General features: G+C 58.3%; 19 protein-coding genes. All 19 read right to left on the bottom strand.

All coding sequences use genetic code 11. The features are described from left to right. Window positions 1–56 precede the first annotated feature (56 nt). Window positions 57–602: a dTDP-4-dehydrorhamnose 3,5-epimerase gene (gene rfbC, locus AC1ZV1_RS28140; protein ID WP_484294630.1), complete on the bottom strand. Its 546-nt coding sequence runs from the start codon at window positions 600–602 to the stop codon at window positions 57–59. After that, on the bottom strand, window positions 602–1,483 hold the full coding sequence (rfbA, locus tag AC1ZV1_RS28135; RefSeq protein ID WP_484294629.1) for a glucose-1-phosphate thymidylyltransferase RfbA: 882 nt from the start codon (window positions 1,481–1,483) through the stop codon (window positions 602–604). The genes rfbC and rfbA overlap by 1 nt, the downstream gene beginning before the upstream one ends. Next, a complete protein-coding gene (gene rfbD / locus AC1ZV1_RS28130; RefSeq protein WP_484294628.1) occupies window positions 1,480–2,385 on the bottom strand; it encodes a dTDP-4-dehydrorhamnose reductase in 906 nt (301 codons plus the stop codon). The genes rfbA and rfbD overlap by 4 nt, the downstream gene beginning before the upstream one ends. After that, window positions 2,382–3,440, bottom strand: coding sequence for a dTDP-glucose 4,6-dehydratase (gene rfbB / locus AC1ZV1_RS28125; RefSeq protein WP_484294627.1), 1,059 nt, complete (start codon window positions 3,438–3,440; stop codon window positions 2,382–2,384). Before rfbB ends, rfbD begins: the two co-directional genes overlap by 4 nt. Window positions 3,441–3,444: 4 nt before the next feature. Next, window positions 3,445–4,416: a glycosyltransferase family 2 protein gene (locus tag AC1ZV1_RS28120; protein ID WP_484294626.1), complete on the bottom strand. Its 972-nt coding sequence runs from the start codon at window positions 4,414–4,416 to the stop codon at window positions 3,445–3,447. A 163-nt stretch (window positions 4,417–4,579) separates the two neighbouring features. Continuing rightward, entirely contained in the window at window positions 4,580–5,722 is a 1,143-nt protein-coding gene (locus AC1ZV1_RS28115) for a glycosyltransferase (RefSeq protein WP_484297657.1), read from the bottom strand. Window positions 5,723–5,787: 65 nt separating this feature from the next. Further along, entirely contained in the window at window positions 5,788–7,344 is a 1,557-nt protein-coding gene (locus tag AC1ZV1_RS28110; RefSeq protein ID WP_484294625.1) for a hypothetical protein, read from the bottom strand. Beyond that, complete coding sequence (locus AC1ZV1_RS28105) at window positions 7,337–8,455, bottom strand: glycosyltransferase family 4 protein (RefSeq protein WP_484294624.1); 1,119 nt, start codon at window positions 8,453–8,455, stop codon at window positions 7,337–7,339. The genes AC1ZV1_RS28110 and AC1ZV1_RS28105 overlap by 8 nt, the downstream gene beginning before the upstream one ends. Continuing rightward, entirely contained in the window at window positions 8,452–9,213 is a 762-nt protein-coding gene (locus AC1ZV1_RS28100) for a glycosyltransferase (protein ID WP_484294623.1), read from the bottom strand. Before AC1ZV1_RS28100 ends, AC1ZV1_RS28105 begins: the two co-directional genes overlap by 4 nt. A 1-nt stretch (window position 9,214) precedes the next feature. Continuing rightward, entirely contained in the window at window positions 9,215–10,180 is a 966-nt protein-coding gene (gene fcl, locus AC1ZV1_RS28095; protein ID WP_484294622.1) for a GDP-L-fucose synthase, read from the bottom strand. 2 nt (window positions 10,181–10,182) lie between these two features. After that, on the bottom strand, window positions 10,183–11,265 hold the full coding sequence (gene gmd, locus AC1ZV1_RS28090; RefSeq protein WP_484294621.1) for a GDP-mannose 4,6-dehydratase: 1,083 nt from the start codon (window positions 11,263–11,265) through the stop codon (window positions 10,183–10,185). Between the two features lie 12 nt (window positions 11,266–11,277). Continuing rightward, window positions 11,278–12,198: a glycosyltransferase family 2 protein gene (locus tag AC1ZV1_RS28085; protein ID WP_484294620.1), complete on the bottom strand. Its 921-nt coding sequence runs from the start codon at window positions 12,196–12,198 to the stop codon at window positions 11,278–11,280. Between the two features lie 8 nt (window positions 12,199–12,206). Continuing rightward, the gene (locus AC1ZV1_RS28080) at window positions 12,207–13,511 is read right to left on the bottom strand and encodes an ABC transporter ATP-binding protein (protein WP_484294619.1); all 1,305 of its coding nucleotides are present in this window, start codon (window positions 13,509–13,511) and stop codon (window positions 12,207–12,209) included. Window positions 13,512–13,575: 64 nt separating this feature from the next. Further along, window positions 13,576–14,307 (bottom strand): ABC transporter permease, encoded by a 732-nt coding sequence (locus AC1ZV1_RS28075; protein ID WP_484294618.1) that lies wholly within the window; start codon window positions 14,305–14,307, stop codon window positions 13,576–13,578. 94 nt (window positions 14,308–14,401) lie between these two features. Then, window positions 14,402–15,547: a glycosyltransferase family 4 protein gene (locus AC1ZV1_RS28070; protein ID WP_484294617.1), complete on the bottom strand. Its 1,146-nt coding sequence runs from the start codon at window positions 15,545–15,547 to the stop codon at window positions 14,402–14,404. A 25-nt stretch (window positions 15,548–15,572) separates the two neighbouring features. Further along, window positions 15,573–16,466 carry an NAD-dependent epimerase/dehydratase family protein gene (locus tag AC1ZV1_RS28065; RefSeq protein WP_484294616.1) on the bottom strand — a complete coding sequence of 298 codons (894 nt, stop codon included), beginning with the start codon at window positions 16,464–16,466 and terminating at the stop codon, window positions 15,573–15,575. Further along, the gene (locus AC1ZV1_RS28060; RefSeq protein WP_484294615.1) at window positions 16,463–18,901 is read right to left on the bottom strand and encodes a glycosyltransferase; all 2,439 of its coding nucleotides are present in this window, start codon (window positions 18,899–18,901) and stop codon (window positions 16,463–16,465) included. Before AC1ZV1_RS28060 ends, AC1ZV1_RS28065 begins: the two co-directional genes overlap by 4 nt. A gap of 2 nt (window positions 18,902–18,903) precedes the next feature. After that, on the bottom strand, window positions 18,904–19,842 hold the full coding sequence (locus AC1ZV1_RS28055; RefSeq protein WP_484294614.1) for a glycosyltransferase family 2 protein: 939 nt from the start codon (window positions 19,840–19,842) through the stop codon (window positions 18,904–18,906). Continuing rightward, entirely contained in the window at window positions 19,835–21,271 is a 1,437-nt protein-coding gene (locus tag AC1ZV1_RS28050; protein WP_484294613.1) for a mannose-1-phosphate guanylyltransferase/mannose-6-phosphate isomerase, read from the bottom strand. Before AC1ZV1_RS28050 ends, AC1ZV1_RS28055 begins: the two co-directional genes overlap by 8 nt. Window positions 21,272–21,574: the final 303 nt, after the last annotated feature.

The raw sequence follows: 21,574 nt of genomic DNA, 5'->3' as shown, positions 1-21,574 counted from the left end.
TCCGACGTTCTTGTAGTTATGGTCGATCTTGGCCACCTCAGGCAGGCGGCCGTCGGTCACGAGAAGAGCTCGGCCTCTCCGAGTGCGAGGCCCTGGCGGTCCTTGCCGGACAGCTCTGGCTCGCCCTGCAATGGCCACTCGATCGCCAGTACGGGGTCATTCCACGCGATGCAGCGCTCATGCTCGGGAGCCCAGAAATCGGTGGTCTTGTAGAGGAATTCGGCGCTTTCGCTGGTGACGACGAAGCCATGGGCGAAGCCCTCCGGAATCCACATCTGCAGCTTGTTCTCGGCGCTCAACATTTGTCCGACCCAGCGACCGAATGTGGGAGAGCCACGGCGCAGGTCGATGGCTACGTCAAACACTTCCCCCTGGACCACACGGACGAGTTTCCCCTGCGCCTGGCGAATCTGGTAGTGCAGGCCGCGCAGGACATTGCGGGCGGAGCGAGAGTGGTTGTCCTGGACGAACTCGACCGGGTGCCCCACGGCCTGCTCGAATTTCCTTTGGTTGAAGCTCTCGAAGAAAAAGCCGCGGCTGTCGCCAAAAACCTGTGGTTCCAGCAGCAGTACATCGGGAATCGCCAGCGGAGTGAATTTCATCAGTAGACCGTTTGCGTCAGAAGGCGTTGGAGGTAAAGGCCATACCCGCTCTTGGCGAGCGGCGCGGCCAGGCGTTGCAGCTCCTCGGCGCTGATCCAGCCCTGGCGGAAGGCGATTTCCTCAGGGCAGGCGACCTTGAGGCCCTGGCGATTCTCCAGGGTGGCAATGAACTGGCTGGCTTCCAGAAGCGATTCGTGAGTGCCGGTGTCGAGCCAGGCATAGCCGCGGCCCATGATCTCGACCGACAACTCGCCCCGCTCCAGGTAGGCGCGGTTGACGTCGGTGATCTCTAGCTCGCCACGTGCCGAGGGGCGAATGCTCTTGGCGATCTCGACCACGTGCTTGTCGTAGAAATACAGGCCGGTCACTGCGTAGTTGGACTTGGGAACGGCTGGTTTTTCTTCCAGGCTGATCGCCTTGCCCTGGCTGTCGAACTCCACGACGCCATAACGCTCCGGGTCGTGGACGTGGTAGGCGAACACGCTGGCGCCGCTGTCGCGCTGCATGGCGCTGACCAGTAGTTCCTGGAAGTCATGGCCGTGGTAGATGTTGTCGCCGAGTACCAGGGCGCTGAGGTTGTCACCGATGAACTCCTCGCCGATCAGGAAGGCCTGCGCGAGGCCGTCGGGAGATTCCTGTACCGCGTACTGCAACTCCACCCCCCAGCGTTTGCCATCGCCCAGCAATTGCTGGAAGCGCGGCGTGTCCTGGGGGGTGGAGATGATCAGGATTTCCCGGATGCCCGCGAGCATCAGAGTGCTCAGCGGGTAGTAGATCATCGGCTTGTCGTAGACCGGCAGCAATTGCTTGGATACCGACAGCGTGGCCGGATGCAGCCGGGTGCCGGAGCCGCCGGCGAGAATGATGCCTTTGCGTTTCATGTAGCCTTGTTTCCAATCAGTTCGACCAGCATGCGCCGGACGTGGAACTGCCAGTCCGGCAAGGTGAGGCCGAAAGTCTCTCTGAGTCGGGTCGTGTCGAGCCTGGAGTTCGCAGGCCGGACGGCAGGCAGCGGATATTCCTGCGTGGTAATCGGCAGTACCCGCACCGCGGGCGTGCGCAGGGACATGCCCAAGTTCGCTGCTTCCGCGATGACAAAGCGAGCGAAACCGTGCCAGCTGGTTTCGCCCCCCGCGGCCAGGTGATAAATCCCCGTCAGTTGCTCTGCCTGCGGATGCTGGCGCAGGGTAGAGAGCGCCTGGGCTGTCACATCGGCAATCAGTTCGGCACTGGTCGGCGCACCAACCTGGTCGGCGACGACGCGCAGTTCGTCACGGTCGGCCGCCAGACGCAGCATCGTCTTGGCGAAGTTGGCGCCACGAGCCGCGTAGACCCAGCTCGTGCGGAAGATGAAGTGGCGACAGCCGCTTTCGCGAATCGCCTGCTCGCCGGCCAGCTTGGTCCGCCCATAGGCATTGAGCGGTGCGGTCGGGTGTTCCTCGCGGAATGGGTGTTCGCCCTTGCCGTCGAAGACATAGTCCGTGGAATAGTGCACCAGCCAGGCATCCAGCTCGCCGGCCAGTTTGGCGAGCAGGCAGACGGCCTCGGCGTTCACGCGATGCGCGCGCTCCGGGTCGGCTTCAGCCTTGTCCACGGCCGTGTAGGCGGCGGCATTGACGATGATGCGGGGCCGCAGCTCCCGGATCAGGGCTTGCAGGCCCTCGAGGTCTTCCAGATTGCCGCGTTGGCGGTCGCAGGCGACCAGTTGGCCAAGAGGAGCCAGCGAGCGCTGGAGCTCCCAGCCGACCTGGCCGTTGGCGCCCAGGATCAGGATATCGTTCATGCGTACTGCTGGCTCAGCCACTCCCGATAGGCACCGCTGGCGACGTTCTCGACCCAGGCCTGGTTGTCCAAGTACCAGCGCACGGTCTTGGCAATTCCGGTTTCGAATGTCTCGGCCGGCTTCCAGCCCAGTTCGCGTTCCAGGCGGGAGGCATCGATGGCATAGCGGCGGTCGTGGCCGGGGCGATCCTTCACGAAGCTGATCTGCTCGCGGTAACTGCGGCCATCTGTGCGTGGGGCTTCCTGATCGAGCGTGTCGCAGATGCGGTGTACGACGTCCAGGTTGGCTTTTTCGTTCCAGCCACCGACGTTGTATGTCTCGCCCACCTGGCCCGCCTCCAGCACGCGGCGAATGGCGCTGCAGTGATCCTTGACGTACAGCCAGTCGCGGATCTGCTGGCCATCACCGTAGATCGGCAGTGTTTCGCCGGCCAGTGCATTGCGGATTATCAGCGGGATCAGCTTCTCGGGGAAGTGGTACGGGCCGTAGTTGTTCGAGCAATTGGTGGTCAGCACCGGCAAGCCGTAGGTGTGATGGTAGGCGCGCACCAGATGGTCGGACGCCGCCTTGGATGCCGAGTACGGACTGTTGGGTTGGTAGGGGTGCTGTTCGGTGAACGCCGGAGCGTCTGCCTCCAGGGAGCCATAAACCTCGTCGGTGGATACATGGAGGAAGCGAAATTCGCTCTTGCGCTGCTCGTCCAGCGCACCCCAGTAGGCGCGCACGGCTTCGAGCAGGTGGAAGGTTCCCACCACGTTGGTCTGGATGAAGTCTTCTGGGCCGAGAATCGAGCGATCCACGTGGGACTCGGCGGCGAAGTTCAGCACGGCCCTTGGCTGGAGCTGCTGCAGCAGGGACGCCACCAACTGCGTATCGCCGATGTCGCCGTGCACGAAATGATGGCGCTCGTCTCCCTCCAGGCTCGCCAGGTTGTCGCGATTGCCGGCATAGGTCAGCTTGTCCAGGCTGACGACGGTTTCGTTGTGTATCCCCAGCCAGTCGAGCACGAAGTTGGAGCCGATGAAGCCGGCGCTGCCGGTTACGAGGATCGTCATTGGGTCACAGCCTCTGAATAAGCGATGCGGCAACCAGTCCGAGGTTGCCGGGAAGCGTTTGTCGATAAACCCCTGACTGACTGATCAGCGACAGCTTGCGATGCAGCGGCGCACGGCGCGCACTGCCGAACAACTCGAGGATCTGCTGGTTCTCGTGGGTCAGGTGCTCCCTGAAATGGGAGACGGCCTCAAGGTTCACGTCGTTCCAGTGTCGGAACGTTCCTTTCAGCATGCGTTGGAGACGGACAAACCGGTCCCTGACGCTCGAGTTCGAGCCTATCAGGTTATTGCCGTGTTGGCGGTAGTTGATCGCCGGGTGTGCATCGTAATTCACGCGGCCACCGCACCCGGTCACGATGATGTACGCCCACCAGTCGTGGGAAATGATCGGGATATGCGTGGGCGTCATGCGGAGCAAGCGCGCGGTGGTGACATTGAAGAGCATGGTGTTGCCGCCGGCGATGCTCTGCACGAGGGCATTGGCGAAGCTGGGGGCCCGTCGGAACAACGGCGAAAAGCCTATACCTTGGCCGTTGGCGTCGATCAACCGCGTACGAGAGCAATACAGCAGAGGAAGGCCGGCAGGGTGCGAAGCTGCCCAGGCAAGTCCACGCTCAAGCTTTTCCGGCTCCCACAGGTCGTCCTGGTCGCAGAATGCGAAGTACTCGGCCTGGTCGCTGGCGCGCCTGATCAGGGAGAGGAAGTTGGCGGCGAATCCTTGGCGAGGGCCCGCGTGGATCTGCAGACGCTCACTACCCAGTTGACACTGGTATTCCTGCAAGACGCCCAGCGTGGCATCGCTGGAGCCGTCGTCCGAAGCATGGATCACCCAGTCCTGGAAGGTCTGGGCAATCAAGGAATCCAACTGTTCACGGAGGTAGGCAACTCCGTTGAAGGTGGACAGCAGTATGGCGACCGTGGCCGGGCGGTTGAGGCTTGTACAAGGCACGGCAAGAGCTGAATGCTGTCTTTCCAAAGCGGCATCCCCTGCTTCTTATTAATTATTTATCGCTTATATGACCCAGAATAAGTGTCTAGGACGCGCCTGGGCAACCCTGCTGCGGAATGACCGGCCAGTCAGTTTCCCTGCGGTCGATTCGCTGGACCTCAGCCATCCTCCTGCGACTCCTGCGTCCGCATCAGAACTGGCTGATCAGCTCGATGAAGCGAGCCCGCACCTTGTCTTCGGAGAAGATCGATCTGCAGCGCTGCAGCCCGCCATTCCCCAGCGCCGCGAGCCGCTCCGGGTCGTTCTGCAGGGCGATGATCGCCTCGGCCAGCTTGCCGGGATTACCCGCCTCTATTGTGACCGCAGCCTCGCCATCGGGGGCGACCCAGTTTACACCGGTCTGCAGCCAGCAGTTGATGATCGGCCTGGCGCACGCCATTGCATCCAGTTGGGCGATGCCGAAGGCTTCCGAGTAGTACACGGAGGGGAACAGGAATATCTTGGCGTAGCGGATCAGGTGGTACTTGTCGACTTCGCTGACGAAGGTACTGATGTAGTGCACCCGCGCTGGGTAGTCTTTGGCGAGGCTGATGAATCGATGTGCTTCAGGCCCCCTGCCGAAGACCAGGAGATTGACCTGTTCTTTACGCTCCATGAGCAGTCGGAACGCCATTTCCAGTGATTCGGACCCTTTGTAGCTCACCAGGCGGCCGAAGAATACGCAGTAGCCTTCGCGGATGAAGCTTTCGGGCAGCAGTGCCTTGGGCGAGTGGGCCAGGCAATGCTCTACATGTAAGAGATTCGCAGTGTACGGCAGCACTTCGACTTCGCGGCCAATATTGCCAAGCACTTCGGAGCGTTCTTTTAATGCAGGGCTTCCACTGAGCAGAAGATCGGCCTGGCGTGCGGCATAGCGATCAAATAGATAGGTGAACTTCTTGAGGTGCCGCTGGCGATAGACATCGCAGTGATAGCTGACGACAATTTTTCCCTTGATCAACTTTCTAGTCATCCACAAGGCGATGCTGGCCAAGGGGAACTGGAGATTGAGGTGGAGAATCCTCGATTGTGCAGCGAGAAGAGCAAAGTGCCAAAAGAAAGTGGGACTCAGCGGGACTGACAGCAGGTTTCCCAAGGATGCAACGCGTAGCACTGTGACTCCGTCAATCTGCTCCATTCGAGAACGAGCTGCTCTTTCGCTCGCACAGCACAATACCACTACCCGATACCCTTGTTCGGTATACCAGTGTGCGTACTGCTTTACGGCTGTCTCGATACCACCCGTGGATGGGGAGTAGTATTTGTTTATGAGGAGAACATCTGTTTTTGGCACTGTGTTGGGGGTTTCAGTGAGGATATATTGGCCTGAACTAATGTTCAGGCCACCTAGGCCGCGAATTAGATCCGCTTGAGCAGCGTTGCGCCGTTCCTGAGCGGAATGGGCCTCCACCCGTTTTGCACCGCTGAGTCCAGGAAGCTCTGCAAGCTTTTGTCGCTGAGACCTTTAGCGTATTCCTTCATCCTGGGAGATACCATCACAGCATCAATTCCTTTTTGCTCGATGTATTGAGCCGCACTTGTGTCTGCTGGAATGTCGCTGGCGAATATGAACTGGCAGGAAAGATAGATACACCAACCTCCATCCACTTCCAGCATCTTTTGTATGGTCGTGCTGTTGCGAATATCCAGGATCGAAGAGAAATTTACCCGGTCATGAGCAGCAGGGGAGGGGATCAGAAGGTAAAGTGAAATTAGAAGTGAAAACGAGGTGATCGGGGTGTTGGCCAGGCGTTCACTGGTCAGCAGAGTCGCCAACAACAATGAGCAACAGCAGAATATGATAAGAGTGTAATGAGCTCTTGGGTATATTGAGAAAGTGGAAATCAGCGGAGGTGCACTGGCTAATATGAGGAATATAACAACCCCTTTTCTACTTCTGGCCTCCCTAAGGATTTTTTCTGAGTTGTGGCGAGTGAGAATATTTTTCGCTAGCATGAGTAGGGCGAAAGCTAAAATTGCAGCCGCGATTGTTCCTTGGGAAAATGGTGAGGAGAAAATATTTGAAATGCTGGTCAGGAAGTCGCGTGCATTGGCTAGGATATGATCTATCAGGACTCTCGGGTAGTGCCTGAGCATGTCGGATATACTATTCGTATCCGGTGCATCCTTGTGGAGGATGCTGAGCCAGTTCAGCCAGGGGTCAACGTTGGTCTGTCCCGATTCGAATTTTCTCAAAGCATAATGCTGGCCAAATGCAAGGAATGAACGGCCGCCCGAACTCAGTACCGGAAAGCTCGATATCACAGAAAGAGCGATCAGTGCTGCCAGAGAAAATACACTTGTTCGCAAGAGGGAAAGCTGGTCGAGGAGGTCACCTTTTAATGCGATCCTGAGCTGATTTGCAGCCAGGAGCATGGTAAGGAATAGGGACGCGTAAAAGCTTATTACAAACTCTGGCCTGATAAAGCAAAGAAGAAAGAATATCAGTGCGGAAATGCTGCAGGCGTCAAGGGTTGAGCCTCTGGTGTAAGTGAGCATTGCTCCGATGGATATTAGGGAGATAGCCAGGAAGCTGATGTAGGGCCAGACTTCGATCAGGTTGCTGCTGATCAAGAAGATGAAAACTAGAGTGCAGTATGAGAGTGAGCGCGTCAGTTTGTATGTGGCAAGCAGCAGCAATCCGACGCTCAGGGTGATGTTTAGTGCAGGTCCGATTATGTAAAGATTTAGTGGGTCCGAAATCTTCAGGCTCACTAAGTAGTGGTAAAGGGAATAGAGCGGGGATCTTTCATACTGGCTGAAGCTTGGAAGTTGTCCGAGGCCTTGCGATAGATATATGCTCTCGTCAAATAAAGATATGTCGATCCTGGTGCATAGGGATAAAGCAAGGAAAATAATGAAAAGAGCAAGAATGGCTCCTCCGCCCAGCTCCAGCTTGCGATGAAGATCAAGCATTTTTATTTTCCATTACTTTGTTGTAGAGCATGTAGTATTTTTCTGACATATCGGTTGCGCGGAATAGTCGCTGGTAGCGTTCTCGGGCGTTTCTACCCATCGCGTTGGCTGACTCCGGGTTTTCTATGAACCATTTCATGGCATGGTTCAATTCAGTTGGTGAGCCCGGCGGTATCACCAGACCAGTCTCGCCATGTATATTTATATAGGTTGTGCCAGTTCCTATTTCGCACGAAATAAGAGGCTTCCCATACATCGCAGCTTCCAGCAAGGATATACCGAACGCCTCTGAGCGCAGGTGCGAGGGGAATACGGCGGCCTGGCAAAGCTGAAGGAGCGCAACCTTGTCTGCGTCCGGTAGCGCACCGAGAAAGTGAATGTTGTCGAGGCCACACTGCAGTGCGGTTTGCCGAAGCCTCGCTTCCTCTGGGCCGGAACCTACGATAACCACGGGGTAGGGCAACTTTTCACATGCCTGCAGCAGCGTGTCGAGGCCTTTGTAGTAGCGGAGGACGCCTACAAACAGGAAGAAGGGTTTTGGAAACCTGGCCCTCCACGCTTGGAATGTTCCCGGCTCAGGTTTTGTATATGTATTCTCGTCCAGGCCGATAGGGATTATTTCGGTCTTTTCGGCGTACTGGCGAAGTATAGGGCTGCTCTGAATATAGTTCGGCGAGGTCGCGACTATTCTATCGACGGAACCAAGGAAACGATGCATCAGAGGCGAATAGATCTTCATTGCTGTTTTTTGTCTGACGACGTCAGAATGATAGGTCACAACGCTGGGATTGTCTATTCTTGCAATGATGTGTGCCATGTCCATGAATGGCCATGGGTAATGATAGTGGATGACGTCAACTTCCTTCGAAAGGCTCTTCAGCATCGAAATGGCCGCTGTCGAGAAAGGCGTTGAAAGCAGTTCGAAGTTCTTTTTCACAGAAACTGCGTTGTGCTGGCCAACTCTTTGGGAAACTCCTTCTCCACTCGTTGTGGACAGCACGGTACTTTCAACGCCTCGAGCGTGCACGCCCTCGCAGATCTGAAAGATGACTTGCTCTACTCCCCCAAAGGTTTCGGGGTAATAGGTCTTGTAAAAGTGCAATACCTTCATTGTCTTTTCTCAAGACGATTCCTGAGCGTCTTGAACCAAACAGCATACGGCTGGTAGGCCCACCACTTGAGGGGCACTTTTCCATGGTATTTGGCGACGACTGCCATGGCTTCCCGATAGTGGGCACTTCGTTGAGTGCTTGTCTTGGTTTCGGAATGCTCTCGGTTGGTGGCCACGAAATCTTCCAGGAAAACCGGTTGGCCGCCATGTTTGTAAAGACGCCACCAGAGATCGTAGTCCATGGCCATGTGCAGGGATGCATCAAGGCCACCTATCGCCTCCCATGCACTGCGGCGAATCAGTGTCGCAGGCTGTGAAACGATGCAGCGAAGCGCCAGGCGGCGCTCCGTGAACGGTTGGGTCCATACCGGCGAGCTGCTGCCATCCGACTCTTTCAGATTCCATGCCCTGGCATAGGCGAATGGGGCGGTCGGTGATGCTTCAAGGGTATGTACCAGTTTGTCCAGGCCACACGGTTCGAACAGATCATCGCTGTTCAGCCAGCAAACATAGGGAGCGCTCCCTTTGGCGATGGACTCATTGATCGCCGCGGCCTGTCCTGCGTCAGGATGGCTGCGCCAGCCCGCGAGCCTTGGCTCCCAGGCTTTGATGATATCCACCGAATTGTCGGTAGATGCAGCGTCCGCTACATATACCTCCATCTTGGTCGTGTTTCCAAAGATTGAGGAAAGTGCTGCTTCGAGGTATTTCCCTTGATTGAACGAGGGGACCGCGACAGTGACCAGAGGAGCGCTCAAACTAGATTCTCGTGCTTTGCTGGAAGTCGATGTAGGCCTGCTGAAGGCCTTCTGCCAAGCTGGTTTGAGGAGCCCAGCCCATTGCCTTCAGGCGCTCGATGTTCATCAGCTTCTGCGGAGTGCCATCAGGCTTGGTCGGGTCAACCTGTATCGAACCGGTATAGCCGACGGTCTGCGCGACCAATTGAGCGAGTTCCAGGATGCTCAGGTCAGAACCATAGCCGACATTGATGTGCGAAAGGGTCGGCTGCGTGACCTGCTGATAGGCTTCCAGTCCCAGTTCCATGACATGCACGGATGCCTTGGCCATGTCGTCCACATAGAGGAACTCCCGGCGCGGAGTGCCGCTTCCCCAAATGCTGACAGCGGGGGCGTTGGCCAGCTTGGCTTCGTGGAAGCGCCGAATCAGAGCAGGGATGACGTGGCTGTTCTCGCCGTGATAATTGTCGCCCGGACCATAGAGATTGGTCGGCATGACGCTGCGGAAGTCGCAGCCGTACTGGCGATTGTACGATTCGCACAACTTGATCCCGGCAATCTTGGCAATCGCATAGGGCTCATTGGTGGACTCGAGCGTCCCGGTGAGCAGTGCGTGTTCACTCATGGGCTGAGGTGCCAGCCTTGGATAGATGCAGCTGGAGCCCAGGAACAGCAGGCGCTCGACGCCGTGCTTCCAGGCCGAGTGAATGATATTGGCTTCAATCATGAGGTTTTCATAAATGAAGCTTGCCGGGTAGGTGTTGTTGGCATGAATGCCACCCACCTTCGCGGCAGCGAGATAGACCTGCTGGGGCTTCTCGTCGGCAAAGAACTGCTCGACCTGGCGCTGATCGCACAGGTCGAGTCCCTGACGGTCCCGGGTCACGATGTTCTCGTAACCGCGGCTCCGGAGCTCGCGCAGGATGGCAGAGCCCACCATCCCGCGATGCCCCGCCACATAGACTTTTTCAGTGTGTGGCATGTTCATCGTTACTCGTGGTAGTTGAACGCGCTGTAGCCGTGACGCTTGACCAACTCATCGCGCTCGGCCGATTTGAGGTCTTCCCGGACCATTTCGGTGACCAGTTCCTGGAAGGTGGTCTTCGGGGTCCAGCCGAGCTTGTTCTTCGCATTGGAAGCATCGCCCAGGAGCGTCTCTACCTCGGCAGGGCGGAAGTAGCGCGGGTCCACGGCGACGATGCAGTTGCCTTTCTCGCCGTAGCCCTTCTCGTCGACGCCTTCACCTTTCCAGGTGATGCTGAGCTCAAGCTCCTTGGCCGCGGCATTGACGAAGTCGCGAACGCTGTACTGGATGCCGGTCGCGATCACGAAATCTTCCGGCTTTTCCTGTTGCAGCATCAGCCACTGCATTTCGACGTAGTCACGGGCATGACCCCAGTCGCGCTTGGCGTCCATGTTGCCCAGGTACAGGCAGTCCTGCAGGCCGAGCTTGATACGGGCGAGCGCACGGGTGATCTTGCGGGTCACGAATGTTTCGCCGCGAATCGGCGACTCGTGGTTGAACAGGATGCCGTTGCAGGCATACATGCCATAGGACTCGCGATAGTTCACGGTGATCCAGTAAGCGTACAACTTGGCCACCGCGTAGGGGCTGCGCGGGTAGAACGGCGTGGTTTCGCGTTGCGGAATTTCCTGTACCAGGCCGTAGAGTTCGGACGTGGAGGCTTGATAGAAGCGGGTTTTCTTCTCCAGGCCGAGGATCCGGATGGCTTCCAGAATACGCAGGGCACCGAGGGCGTCGGAGTTCGCGGTGTATTCCGGCTCTTCGAAGCTGACGGCGACGTGAGACTGGGCGGCGAGGTTGTAGATCTCGTCCGGCTTCACCTGCTGGATAATGCGGATCAGGCTGGTCGAGTCGGTCAGATCACCGTGATGGAGAATGAAGTTCCGGTTCTTGACGTGCGGGTCCTGATAAAGGTGGTCAATACGGTCGGTATTGAACAGCGACGTACGACGCTTGATGCCGTGGACCTCATATCCCTTGCTAAGCAGCAATTCAGCGAGATAGGCGCCGTCTTGGCCGGTGACTCCCGTGATCAGGGCTACTTTCATGATGTTCTCCATTTACTTGCTTGCGGCCTTCAGAAAGGCTGAAAGCCTTTTGTCTTCTTGAATGTGCTTGAGCAGAAAGATGAAATGCCTGAACGGCATCTGAGCTCTCGAAAGAAGCGTAGGGGCATGTCGGCTCCGAATCCGCTTCATTTCGCGAACACCATTGCTTCCGTACTCGCTGCTGGTTTTCTGATCCTGGTGGATACGGAACCCACCCAGGAAGTGGGGGATATGGGAAAAACGTGCGCCGCAGTCGAGGAATCTCAGGAGGAGGTCCCAGTCGAGGGCAAACGCCAGTTTATCATCCAGTCGAGCACCGGAGCGCGCCCACAGGTCTCTTCGCCAGAACAAGGTTTCCTGCGGGATATAGTCGATGTGCCGCATCAGTTCGCCATCATGTCTGGGCAATATCCAGCGACCGACGATATTGTCTTCGGTGTCAATCAGAACGCGGTTTCCATAAACGGCATCGATTTCCGGGTTCTCCTGGAACAAGCGGGCCACATACGCCAGTGTTCCCGGGAGCAGAATGTCGTCGGAATTCAAGAATGCCATGATCTCACCATTGCATCGGGAGAAGCCCCGGTTTATGGCATCTGCCTGCCCGCTATCCTTTTCGATGAAGTAGTGGAAGTCAGGGGAGTTCTCAGCCCGGAGCACATCCAGCGTGCAGTCGGTCGACTGATTGTCCTGAACTATATATTCAAGATTGGAATAGCCTTGCGATAGAACACTTCTAATAGTGCTTGCGATGAAGCGCCCCTGATTGAATGACGGGGTCACTATCGAAATTCGAGGCGGAACTTGCCCGGTGCTGGATGGCAGTTCCAGTGTTTCGGTCAGTTGGAATCGCTGGCTACCCTGCTCGAGCACGCCAAGTTTGATGCCGAGCAGGATTCGCAGGCGCGTGCCGAGAGATAGGGACTGGGACATCGATTCTCTCAGCTTTCCGTGCAGATTCTGGCGCTGGAGTCCACGCCAGCCATCCCATAGAAGGGCTGCGCCTGGAAGCCCATGTGGCCTTGTGGAACGATGGAGAAACTGGAGGCGTTGGTGATGACGCAGTGGCGCGACGAAGTAGACTCGATCTCCGCCATCGAGGAGTTCTCGAGGTTGCGATGAAGCGCCCTGGGCCAGGTCGCGAAGCCGATATCCAGTGCGTATTCGCCGGTAGCGAATGCCAGGGGGATATCGAAGGAGGCGCGTACCGTGCTGCCTTTTTCCAGTCGCGACGGGACAGGCGTAGCGCACTGCCCCGAGTTCCTGCCATGAATCACCACGCCGCGATCGGTCCTGAGGACAAATCCGATAACGGGCGTCTCGAGCGCTTCGTGGACCACGAATTCGGCGTAGATGCGCAATTTCTCGAATTGCCTGAAGACCTGGCGGGTGTCGTCGAACTCGTCGGTGATGGCCATGCGAGTGCATTGCACCAAACCGTCACCCGTCTGCTCGCGGTCAGTCATGTCCATGCCGGCGCTTTCAGGCCAACGGAACTGCTCATCGCTGAATTCCTGCGGGGAGTCGTCCAGGTGTGAAGCGCTCTCGTTCAGTCGGCGCGCGTCGTCACTGAGCATCTTCTTGGCGTTGATGTGGCCCAAGGCGTAGTAGCGGTTGATCGCCTCGGTGGCATCACCCTGGTAGACCACATTGCCGTGATGCAGCAGGAGTACTTCATCGCAGTAATGCATCACGTCATCCATGCTGTGCGTTACCAGAATGACGGTACAGCCGCGCTGGCGAAGCCGCTCTAGGCGCTCGTAGCATTTGAGCCGGAAGAAGATGTCACCCACGGCGAGGGCTTCGTCGACGATCAGAACGTCCGGATCGATGCAGGCCTGAACAGCGAATGCCAACCTTACGAACATGCCGCTCGAGTAGGTCTTTACCGGTGAGTCGATGAACTCGCCAATGTCCGCGAAAGCTTCGATCTCCGGCAGGATGCGATCAAAGTCCTTGCCCGAAACGCCGAGGATCTGGGCATTCAGCCGGGCGTTTTCACGGCCGGTGAACTCGGGGTTGAAGCCCGCCCCCAACTCGAGCAGGGCGGCAATGCGACCGTAAACGGTGACGTGCCCGCTGGAGGGCTGCAGGATGCCGCTGATTATCTGCAACAGGGTGGACTTGCCACTGCCGTTCTGGCCAATGATGCCGAAGAAACTCCCTCTTCTGATTTTCAGCGACAGGGGCTTGAGCGCCGTGAAGGTTTCCTGCTTCTGCCGCCGACCGAGCAGCAGGCCGCGCACGCGTTGCAGCGGGCTCTTGTACAGGTCGTACTGCTTCGAAACATTATCGACGCTGATGGTGTGGTCAGAGCACATCGGCGAATCCTGGGCGCATTCTGTGGAAGACAACGTAGCCAAAGGCCGCGATGGCAGCCGCTACGATCGCGTAGACGCCCAGCGCCGACCAATCCATGTCGTTGTGGGAGAAGATCAGTGTGCGAACTGTCTCCACCGGGATCGTGAGTGGGTTGATGTTGAGCAGCCAGCGGAATTGCTGGGGGACCATTTCCGCCGGATAGCAGATGGGGGCGGTGAACAGCATGATGGTCGCCAAGCTGGTTGTCAGTTGCGGCAAGTCCCGGAAGAAGACGCCGACGGCGGACAACAGCCAGCCCAGTCCTGCGGTGAGTACAAAGAGCAGGAGCAGGGGAACGGGTAGCCAGAGCGCGTGCAATGGCAGGGTTCCCGAGTAATAGAGTGTGCCGGCCAGCAGGATGCCAATGCCGAAGATCACGCCGACCGCGGTCCCGGCAGCGCCCACCAGTGGAAGGATTTCCAGTGGGAAGATGACCCGCTTTACATAGGATGTGTTGCTGACGATCAGCGACGGCGCGCGGACCAGGGTATCGGCGATCAGGCTGTGCAGCAGGATGCCGCAGAACAGCAGCAGCCCGAAGGGCACGTCGCGGCCGTCGGGCGTCTGGATGCCCCATCGGGAGCGCAGTACGACCTGAAACACAAATCCGTAGAGCAGTAGTTGCAGCAGCGGTTGGCCGATCATCCACAGGCTGCCAAGAAGGGAGTTCTTGTAGCGCATGGAAATATCGCGGCGAGTCATCTGCACGATGAGTCCCCGGTTGCCCACGATTGATCGAATGCCGCTGACGAGTCCTGTACCCACGATCTGGCCCTTAGGGTTTGGGAGTATTCATAACGGAGTGAACGACGCCCATGAACGAGTCGGCGAACTCCTGCTGGTATTTTCCGTAGTCAAGCGCCTTGCGAGCAGGCGGCGCCTTCGCGTATTTCTCCAGCAGCGCAGCAAGCGCGGCGGAGTCGGTCGCATCGAAGAACTCGATGTTTTCTTCTGCCTGCTCCACATTCGCGGGCAGGCGCGAGGCGATCACATACTGTGACACCGACTTGGCGTCTTCGATCACTGTCGACCAGCCTTCGAACAGGGAAGGCTGCACGATGCAGGTCGCGTGGCGGAAGATAACCATCTGATCTTCCCGCGGGATGAAGCCGAGGAAGCGGACATTCTCGCTCAGACCCGACTGCGCAACCTTGTTGCGGAGCTTGTCGGAGTGGTCCGGTGCGCGGTGGTCGTGCTCCTTGCCCGAAAATGCCACTACGACCTCGACTCCGCGATCCTTCAGTATTTTCACTGCATCAATCACGGTCTCGTGGTTCTTGTGGATCCAGAACTGGTTCGGGCAGTAGAAGAAGTGTTCCGGCAGCTGGTATCGGTTCAGTACGTCTGCGGGTGCCAGGTCTGGCTGCATGGGTTCGAACGTAGCGAAGTGAACGACGTACTTCTGGACATCCGCTTCGGGATAGAACTCTTCGAAGTCGGTTCGGGCGGCTTTGCTGCTGAAGACGATGTGCCGAAAATCATTGAAGTAGGATCGATGCTGCGCTTCGCGTGCCTTGAGCTCGTCCGTGCTGAAAAATTCCGGGAGCCGCTTGTCCTGGAAGTCAGGTATCCAGCAGGCGGTCTGCTGCAGCCGGGTATCGATCGGGTAGGGGAAGATCAGGTCGAAGTTGAGCTGCCGCTTCCAGAAACGCGGGGTCAGCCAGGACAACAGTTTCGCCTTGCGGGAAATACCGCCGTCTATGCCATCGATCTGCCCGGGCTTGATCCAGTTGAGACGCGGATATCCCGTCTCTTTCTGAATGAACTCGAATGACGTTTCCGAATGGCTGATGATCCAGACATCCGGTTGCTTGGCGGGAGCGATCAGGTTCAGGGAGCTGACCAGATTCTTGATGTAATACGTTCCACCAATCCAGCTTTCGTCATAGTTGAAAGGGATTCCGATGACGGGGCGTTTCAACAGTTAATCTCCGGCGATTCGCGGGTCAGAGGGTTTTCAGCCAGTTGGCCACATGACCAAGGCCGCTCTGCAGTTCGTACTGGGGCGTGAAGCCAAGGCTGCGAAGGTAGGAAACATCGGCCTGCCAGTAGCTCGGGTCGCCGGTCCGCTCGTTGCCAGTGAACACGACGTCTTTTTCCACCCCGAGTGCGTCGAGCAGCGTGGTGGCGGCAGTCTTGATCGTGGAGGCGGTACCGCTGGCCACGTTGACGGCGCGTCCGTCGAAGTCTCCCCGATGCAGAAGCACATTGAGTGCATGGGCGATATCAGCGACATAGATGAAGTCGCGGGTCTCGCGGCCGGTGCCGAAGAGCTCGATGCGAGGCTGGTGCAGCGATTTCTGGTAGATGTCCCAGAACAGCTGCTTCCTGAGGTGTGGTCCGTAAGCCGAGAAGACACGCAATGAAATGGATTGCGTACCGAACAGCTGGGCGTACTCCAGGCACATTTCTTCCGCGCTGCGCTTGTGCCATCCGTATGGTGACAGGGGGCTGAGAGCATCGCTCTCCTGAATCGGCAGGGTCGTGGACGGATTGCCGTAGACGGCCGCACTGGAGAAGTGAATGAATCGGGTGTGGGCCGAGACCTTGCGAATCGCTTCAAGCGTCTGGGCAATTCGGACGGTGTTCAGGGTGTAGTCGTGCAGCGGATTGGCGAACGATTCCGGGACGCTGGCCGCCCCTGTGCAATTGATGCAGGCATCGGGCTGTACCTGCTGGAACAGCGCTTCGAAATCCGGCGTCTCCGGATGGATGTTCAGGCAGTCGGTGCGCCCGGCCAGGGGGATGTCCGCACCGACGATTTCGTGGCCGTGTTGCCCCAGCAACGTGGCGATGTGGCGTCCAATGAAGCCGTGAACGCCGAGAACTAGAACTTTCATGCCGCGACCTTCTTCTTCTGGGCTACGTAGGTGTACGGACGTCCCGCTATCTGCCGCTCATTGACGCTGGCAATGGTGTGTTCGGAGTGGGGGAAGTAGTTGATCGGGCTCTCCGCGAACTTGTACTCCCGGATCAGGGTCATGTCGGCTTCGTTGATGAAGTCACAGTACTCCTCGCTCCGATAGGCGTTCTCGCCATGCGTATACCGGTGGAAGGGATGGTTCTCCAGGAAGAACTGCATGTCTGCCTCATCGAAGATCACGTGCTCGCGTACGAAGAAGGCAGAACCGTCATCTTTCATGAGGCTGCGGATCTTTTTCAGCGCGACTACTGGATCTCTGAAGTGGTGCACGACCTGCCGGCAATAGACGATATCGAACTGATCGCTCATGGACAGCAACTCGACGGGTTGCTGCACGATCTTCAGCCGGCTCGCGACGGAGGCGTCCAGTTCCTCGGCTGCCAGTGCGAGCAGCTTTCTGGCGGCTTCGGTGCCCACGATGTCATCCGGTGAGGGCTCTGCCAGCGTCACCTCGTAGCCGGACAGCGCAAAGGCCACCGCCATGACGCCACCGGCGCCGCCGATGTCCAGGATCGAGCGGGCATTGGGATTCGCGGCCCGGAACTCTTCAAGCGTATGCAGGAACTCTTCGGTGGCCATGAAACGACGCAGGGAGCCCATCAGATCGCGGTGCAGATAAGCGTCTCGGAGTACCGAATCAAGCGCGGGATTGCCCTGGGATGCATGAATGATTTCTTCCCAGGTCCAGCGCTCCTTGGGCACGAAACTGACGAATCGCGCAGGGGAGCCGGCGAAGACGCAATACGGTGCCACATCACGGGTAACCATCGAGCGGGCGCCGATGACGGCCCCCTTGCCGATGCGCACGCCTTTGAGAATCGCGCATTCGAATCCAACCCAGACGTTGTCTTCGATATGGATCGGCCCGGAAGCAACCTGGGACCAGTCCTTGTACGCGCCCATGCGGCCCGCGTCGACGCCGGCTTTCCAGTCATAGGCATCGTTGGCGCGGATGTCCGGATCCAGCGAGTGTGCATTGGAGTCCATGAGGGTGCAGTCCCAGGACAGCATCACGTTGTTGCCGATGTGGATCCCGTCTTCCTGCGCGCAGATGAACTTGCAGCCGCTCCCGATCGAACTCTTGTCGCCGATGGTGACGGAGCCAATTCCCCGCTCGAATACATAAGTGCCGCCCACATGGCTGTATTCGCCGACGTGGACGTACGGCCTGTTTTCGATCTTCACCCTGACATCGATGTAGATCGGTTCAATCCGAGTGCCAATGCCGGCCTGCAGGAAGCGATGCCCGCTGGCATCGATGCCCACATGGCGCGTGGGATTGAGCATGAACTGCTTCAGGCGCAACAGGCGGGCCACGATCCGGCGCGTAATGGCGTTCTTGATTCTGCCGATGAAGCGCTTGGCGCCGGCTCGGCTGTACTTGGCGCGAATGCGCTGGGCATTCAGCGTGCGATTGATGATCGATGGATCCTTGCTGCGCACTGCCTTGGCGAACAGCTGGGTCGCCCAGTCACCATGTTTCTCACCGAAAGCGAGATCCTCGGGCGTCATGTCCGCATTCAACCGCTCGATGAACTCTCGCTGGTAGGGCTCAGACACGTGTGCGGAGAAGAAGTTGGCGGGCAGGATGTAGCCGGCAACTATGGGCGCGAGGGCTTCGTACTGGTCGAAGCTCTTGAAAAGCTCCAGGCACAACTTGCGGACTGTCAGGAAGTCGAGGGCTTTCTGATCATTGGTCTTGGTGGTCGAGTTTGCGCGCTGGTAGTAGCCGTAACTGATGCTGCCGTCGATATAGACGCGCTGGGCGGTCAGCATCAGGTGAATGGCGAATGGGTGATCTTCATAGAACACGCCTTTCGCAAAGGTGATGCCGTGCTGCACCAGGTGGCTGCGCCGGGAGATCAGACGCCAGGGGGGCGTGTTCCAGCAGGATATCGCCGCAAAGGTTCCGGCGCTTTCCAGTGGGTAAAGCGACTGCCCTGCCAGATGCGGAGGCACCAGGCTCGAGGGGGCTGCGGGCTGATCGTCGAACGTGAATTCGAAGTTGGCAACCAGGACATCCGGGTCTTCCTGCGACAGGATCCGGCTCAGTCGGGGGAGAACGGTCGGCAGCAGCCAGTCGTCGCTGTCGACGAACCAGACGTAGTCGCCGGTGGCCAGTTCCAGGCCGTTGGCTCGTGCCGCTCCCTGCCCGGAGTTCTTCTGGTGGAGCGCCTTGATGCGGCTATCCAGGCGCTGATACTCCTCGATGATCTGTTGAGTGTCATCGCTGGAGCCGTCGTTGACGACAATGATCTCGTATTCGTAATACGGCTGGCGCAGGATCGAGTCCAGGCACTTTCTCAGGCTCGCCTGGGCGTTGTACGCAGGAATAATGAATGAAATCGACATGTTTAATCGTTGGCGAGTCGGGAGCGGAAAAGGCGTTGGATCTTGCGCAGCGCCCTTGCCGTGAGTGAGTTGCTCAGGTGCTGCGCCTGTACAGGTGGGTTGGCCGCAGCGCTCGAGGTCGGGTGTAGTCCAGCCGCAACGGCTTCGGCCAGCAGGGTGTCCGAAGGATACCGGCTCAGGACTGCGGATACCTGGCTGTCGTCAGTCCACCGACGAACTGCCTTGAAGAGGATTTCGGCGTCCTCCGGGCTGGTCCCGGGAAAGTTGCCTGCCACCACGGCGTAGGTCTCGGCCATGATGAGATCATCGTTGGTCGAGGAGGTACCGTTCAGGCTGAAGTGGACCAGGGCGGGCTCGACTCGTGCACAGGTGCAGCCGGCCCGAATGGAGCGGTGTACCCATTCGGCATCGGCGCAGATCTTGTAGTCCAGGTTGTACTGCCCGACGTTGCGGTAGGCTTCGGGCGTCACGTACAGGCTGTTATGGCAGAATGGGATACCGCTTACCAGGGCGCCCGGGCCGTACGCTTCGTCGACGCGAAGGCTGGAGGTCCCGTCCGGCGCTTCCAGCAGTGCCTTGCCGGCTACCATGTCGGTACCTGCGTCGATCCAGGCATCATGGACGGCTTTCAGGGCGCCTTCGGCCAGTCGGTCATCCGAACCGATGACGCAGATCAGGTCGCCGGTTGCCAGCGCTACACCCTTGTTGATCGCATCGTAGATGCCTTTGTCGGGCTCGCTGACGACCTTCAGCTCGAGATCCTGAAAGGACCGCGCAACCTCCACGGTAGTATCCTTGGAGGCTCCATCGATGATCAGCACCTCGACATTCGGCCAGCCCTGATCGCGCACCGATTCAAGAGTCCGCGCCAGTGTCGGTGCCGAGTTGTACGTGGGTATGACAATGCTGAAGCGTGTCGAGTGATGGGGAACTTCAGACATCGACGCGCCCGTACTTGTCACTGAGTCGGACGATATCGTCCTCGCCCAGGTAGTCGCCGCTCTGGACTTCAATGAGCACCAGGTCGATGACGCCGGGGTTTTCCAGCCGATGCTGATGGCCCGCCGGGATGAAGGTCGACTCGTTGCTGTTCAAAAGCATGGTCTTCTCACCATTGACGACCTTCGCCATGCCGGTGACGACGATCCAGTGCTCGCTTCGATGGTGGTGCAGCTGCAGGGAAAGCGATGCGCCCGGCTTCACCACGATCCGCTTGATCTTGAAGCGGTGACCTTCCTCGAGGGTTGTGTAGGTACCCCAGGGGCGATGAACGGTGCGGTGCAGCAGGCGGGTGCTGTGCCCGTTCTTCTTCAGTTGGGCGACGATCTGCTTGACGTCCTGAGTGTGGTCCTTGTGGGCGATAAGCAGGGCGTCGGGTGTGTCGACCACGATCAGGTCCTGCACGCCCACCAGAGCAGCCAGTCGCTCAGGGCTATGCACATAGTTGTGATGTGCGCTGTGGACCAGTACCTCGCCCTCGAGACGGTTGCCCTCTTCGTTCTCGGGGGTCAGCTCGCTGAGTGCGTTCCACGAGCCGATATCGCTCCAGCCAAGATCGCAGGGCACGGTGGCAACCTTGAGCGAGCGCTCCATCAGCGCGTAGTCGATCGATATGTCCGGAACCTTGCCGAACGCCTGCGAATCGAGGGTCAGGCAGCGGTGGTCCGCCCCGGCCGAGAGACGGGAATCGGCAATGGTCAGGGCTACGGAATCGTGAATCTCGGGGGCATGGGTCTTCATTTCGGCGATCAGGGTGCCGACCCGGAAGCAGAACATCCCCGAGTTCCAGAAGTAGTTGCCGGCAGCGAGATACTCCTCAGCCTTCTCCTGGGTGGGCTTCTCCACGAATCGCTTGACTTGCAGGCCGCCGTCGAGCGCGACGCTGTCGCATTCGATGTAGCCGAAGCCGGTCTCCGGATACTGCGGCTGGATTCCGAAAGTGACCAGCCAGCCTTGAGAGGCGAGCTGGGAGGCTCGCGCCACTGCGTCGGCAAAGGCATCCGTGCGCTGGATCAGGTGGTCGGCGGGAAGAACCAGCATCACGACATCAGGGCCGTGGGTCTGCTCCAGTTGCAAGGCTGCCGAAATGACTGCCGCCGCTGTGTTCCGCCCAAAAGGCTCCAGTACGTAGCTGAGGCAACTGGCTTTGGAGTCGAGCTTTCGGTACTCGTCTTCGGTCTTGAAGAACAGCTCGCGGTTGGTGACGGTCATGACTTCAGTCACGCCGTCCAGGTCAGCCGCTCGAAGCAGGGTCTTCTGCAACAGGTTCTGCCCATCGGGCAGCGCCATGAAAGGCTTCGGATGAGCCTCCCGGGATACTGGCCAGAGCCGGCTACCAGCGCCGCCGCATATGATCACAGGGATCAGCATCGATCGTGTCCTTTGAATAAATTCGTCCTAAGCAGCGCGCTTGCCCGATTCAGCTGCTCGACGGATCGCATTCCCCGAATCTCAGGCGCTGCGAAAGATACACAATGAGGCGTGAGACTCATAGTGTCGACTAGGAATCAATTTGAGGGGGCCGCGTGAGCTCGCTTCGACATCTAGCTGCGCCGCGCGTTCCCTGCAGCGTAGGGGAAATTCCTGTTCCGCGTACAGAGATGGCGAACTGATGTCGTCTTGATTCTGAGGCGGAAAAAGAAAAAGGCCCGCTTGACTGCGAGCCTTTTTTGA

Source organism: Pseudomonas sp. BB438 (assembly GCF_057180225.1).
The sequence above is the reverse complement of the archived record's forward strand: the minus strand, read 5'-3'. Positions and strand labels throughout refer to the sequence as shown.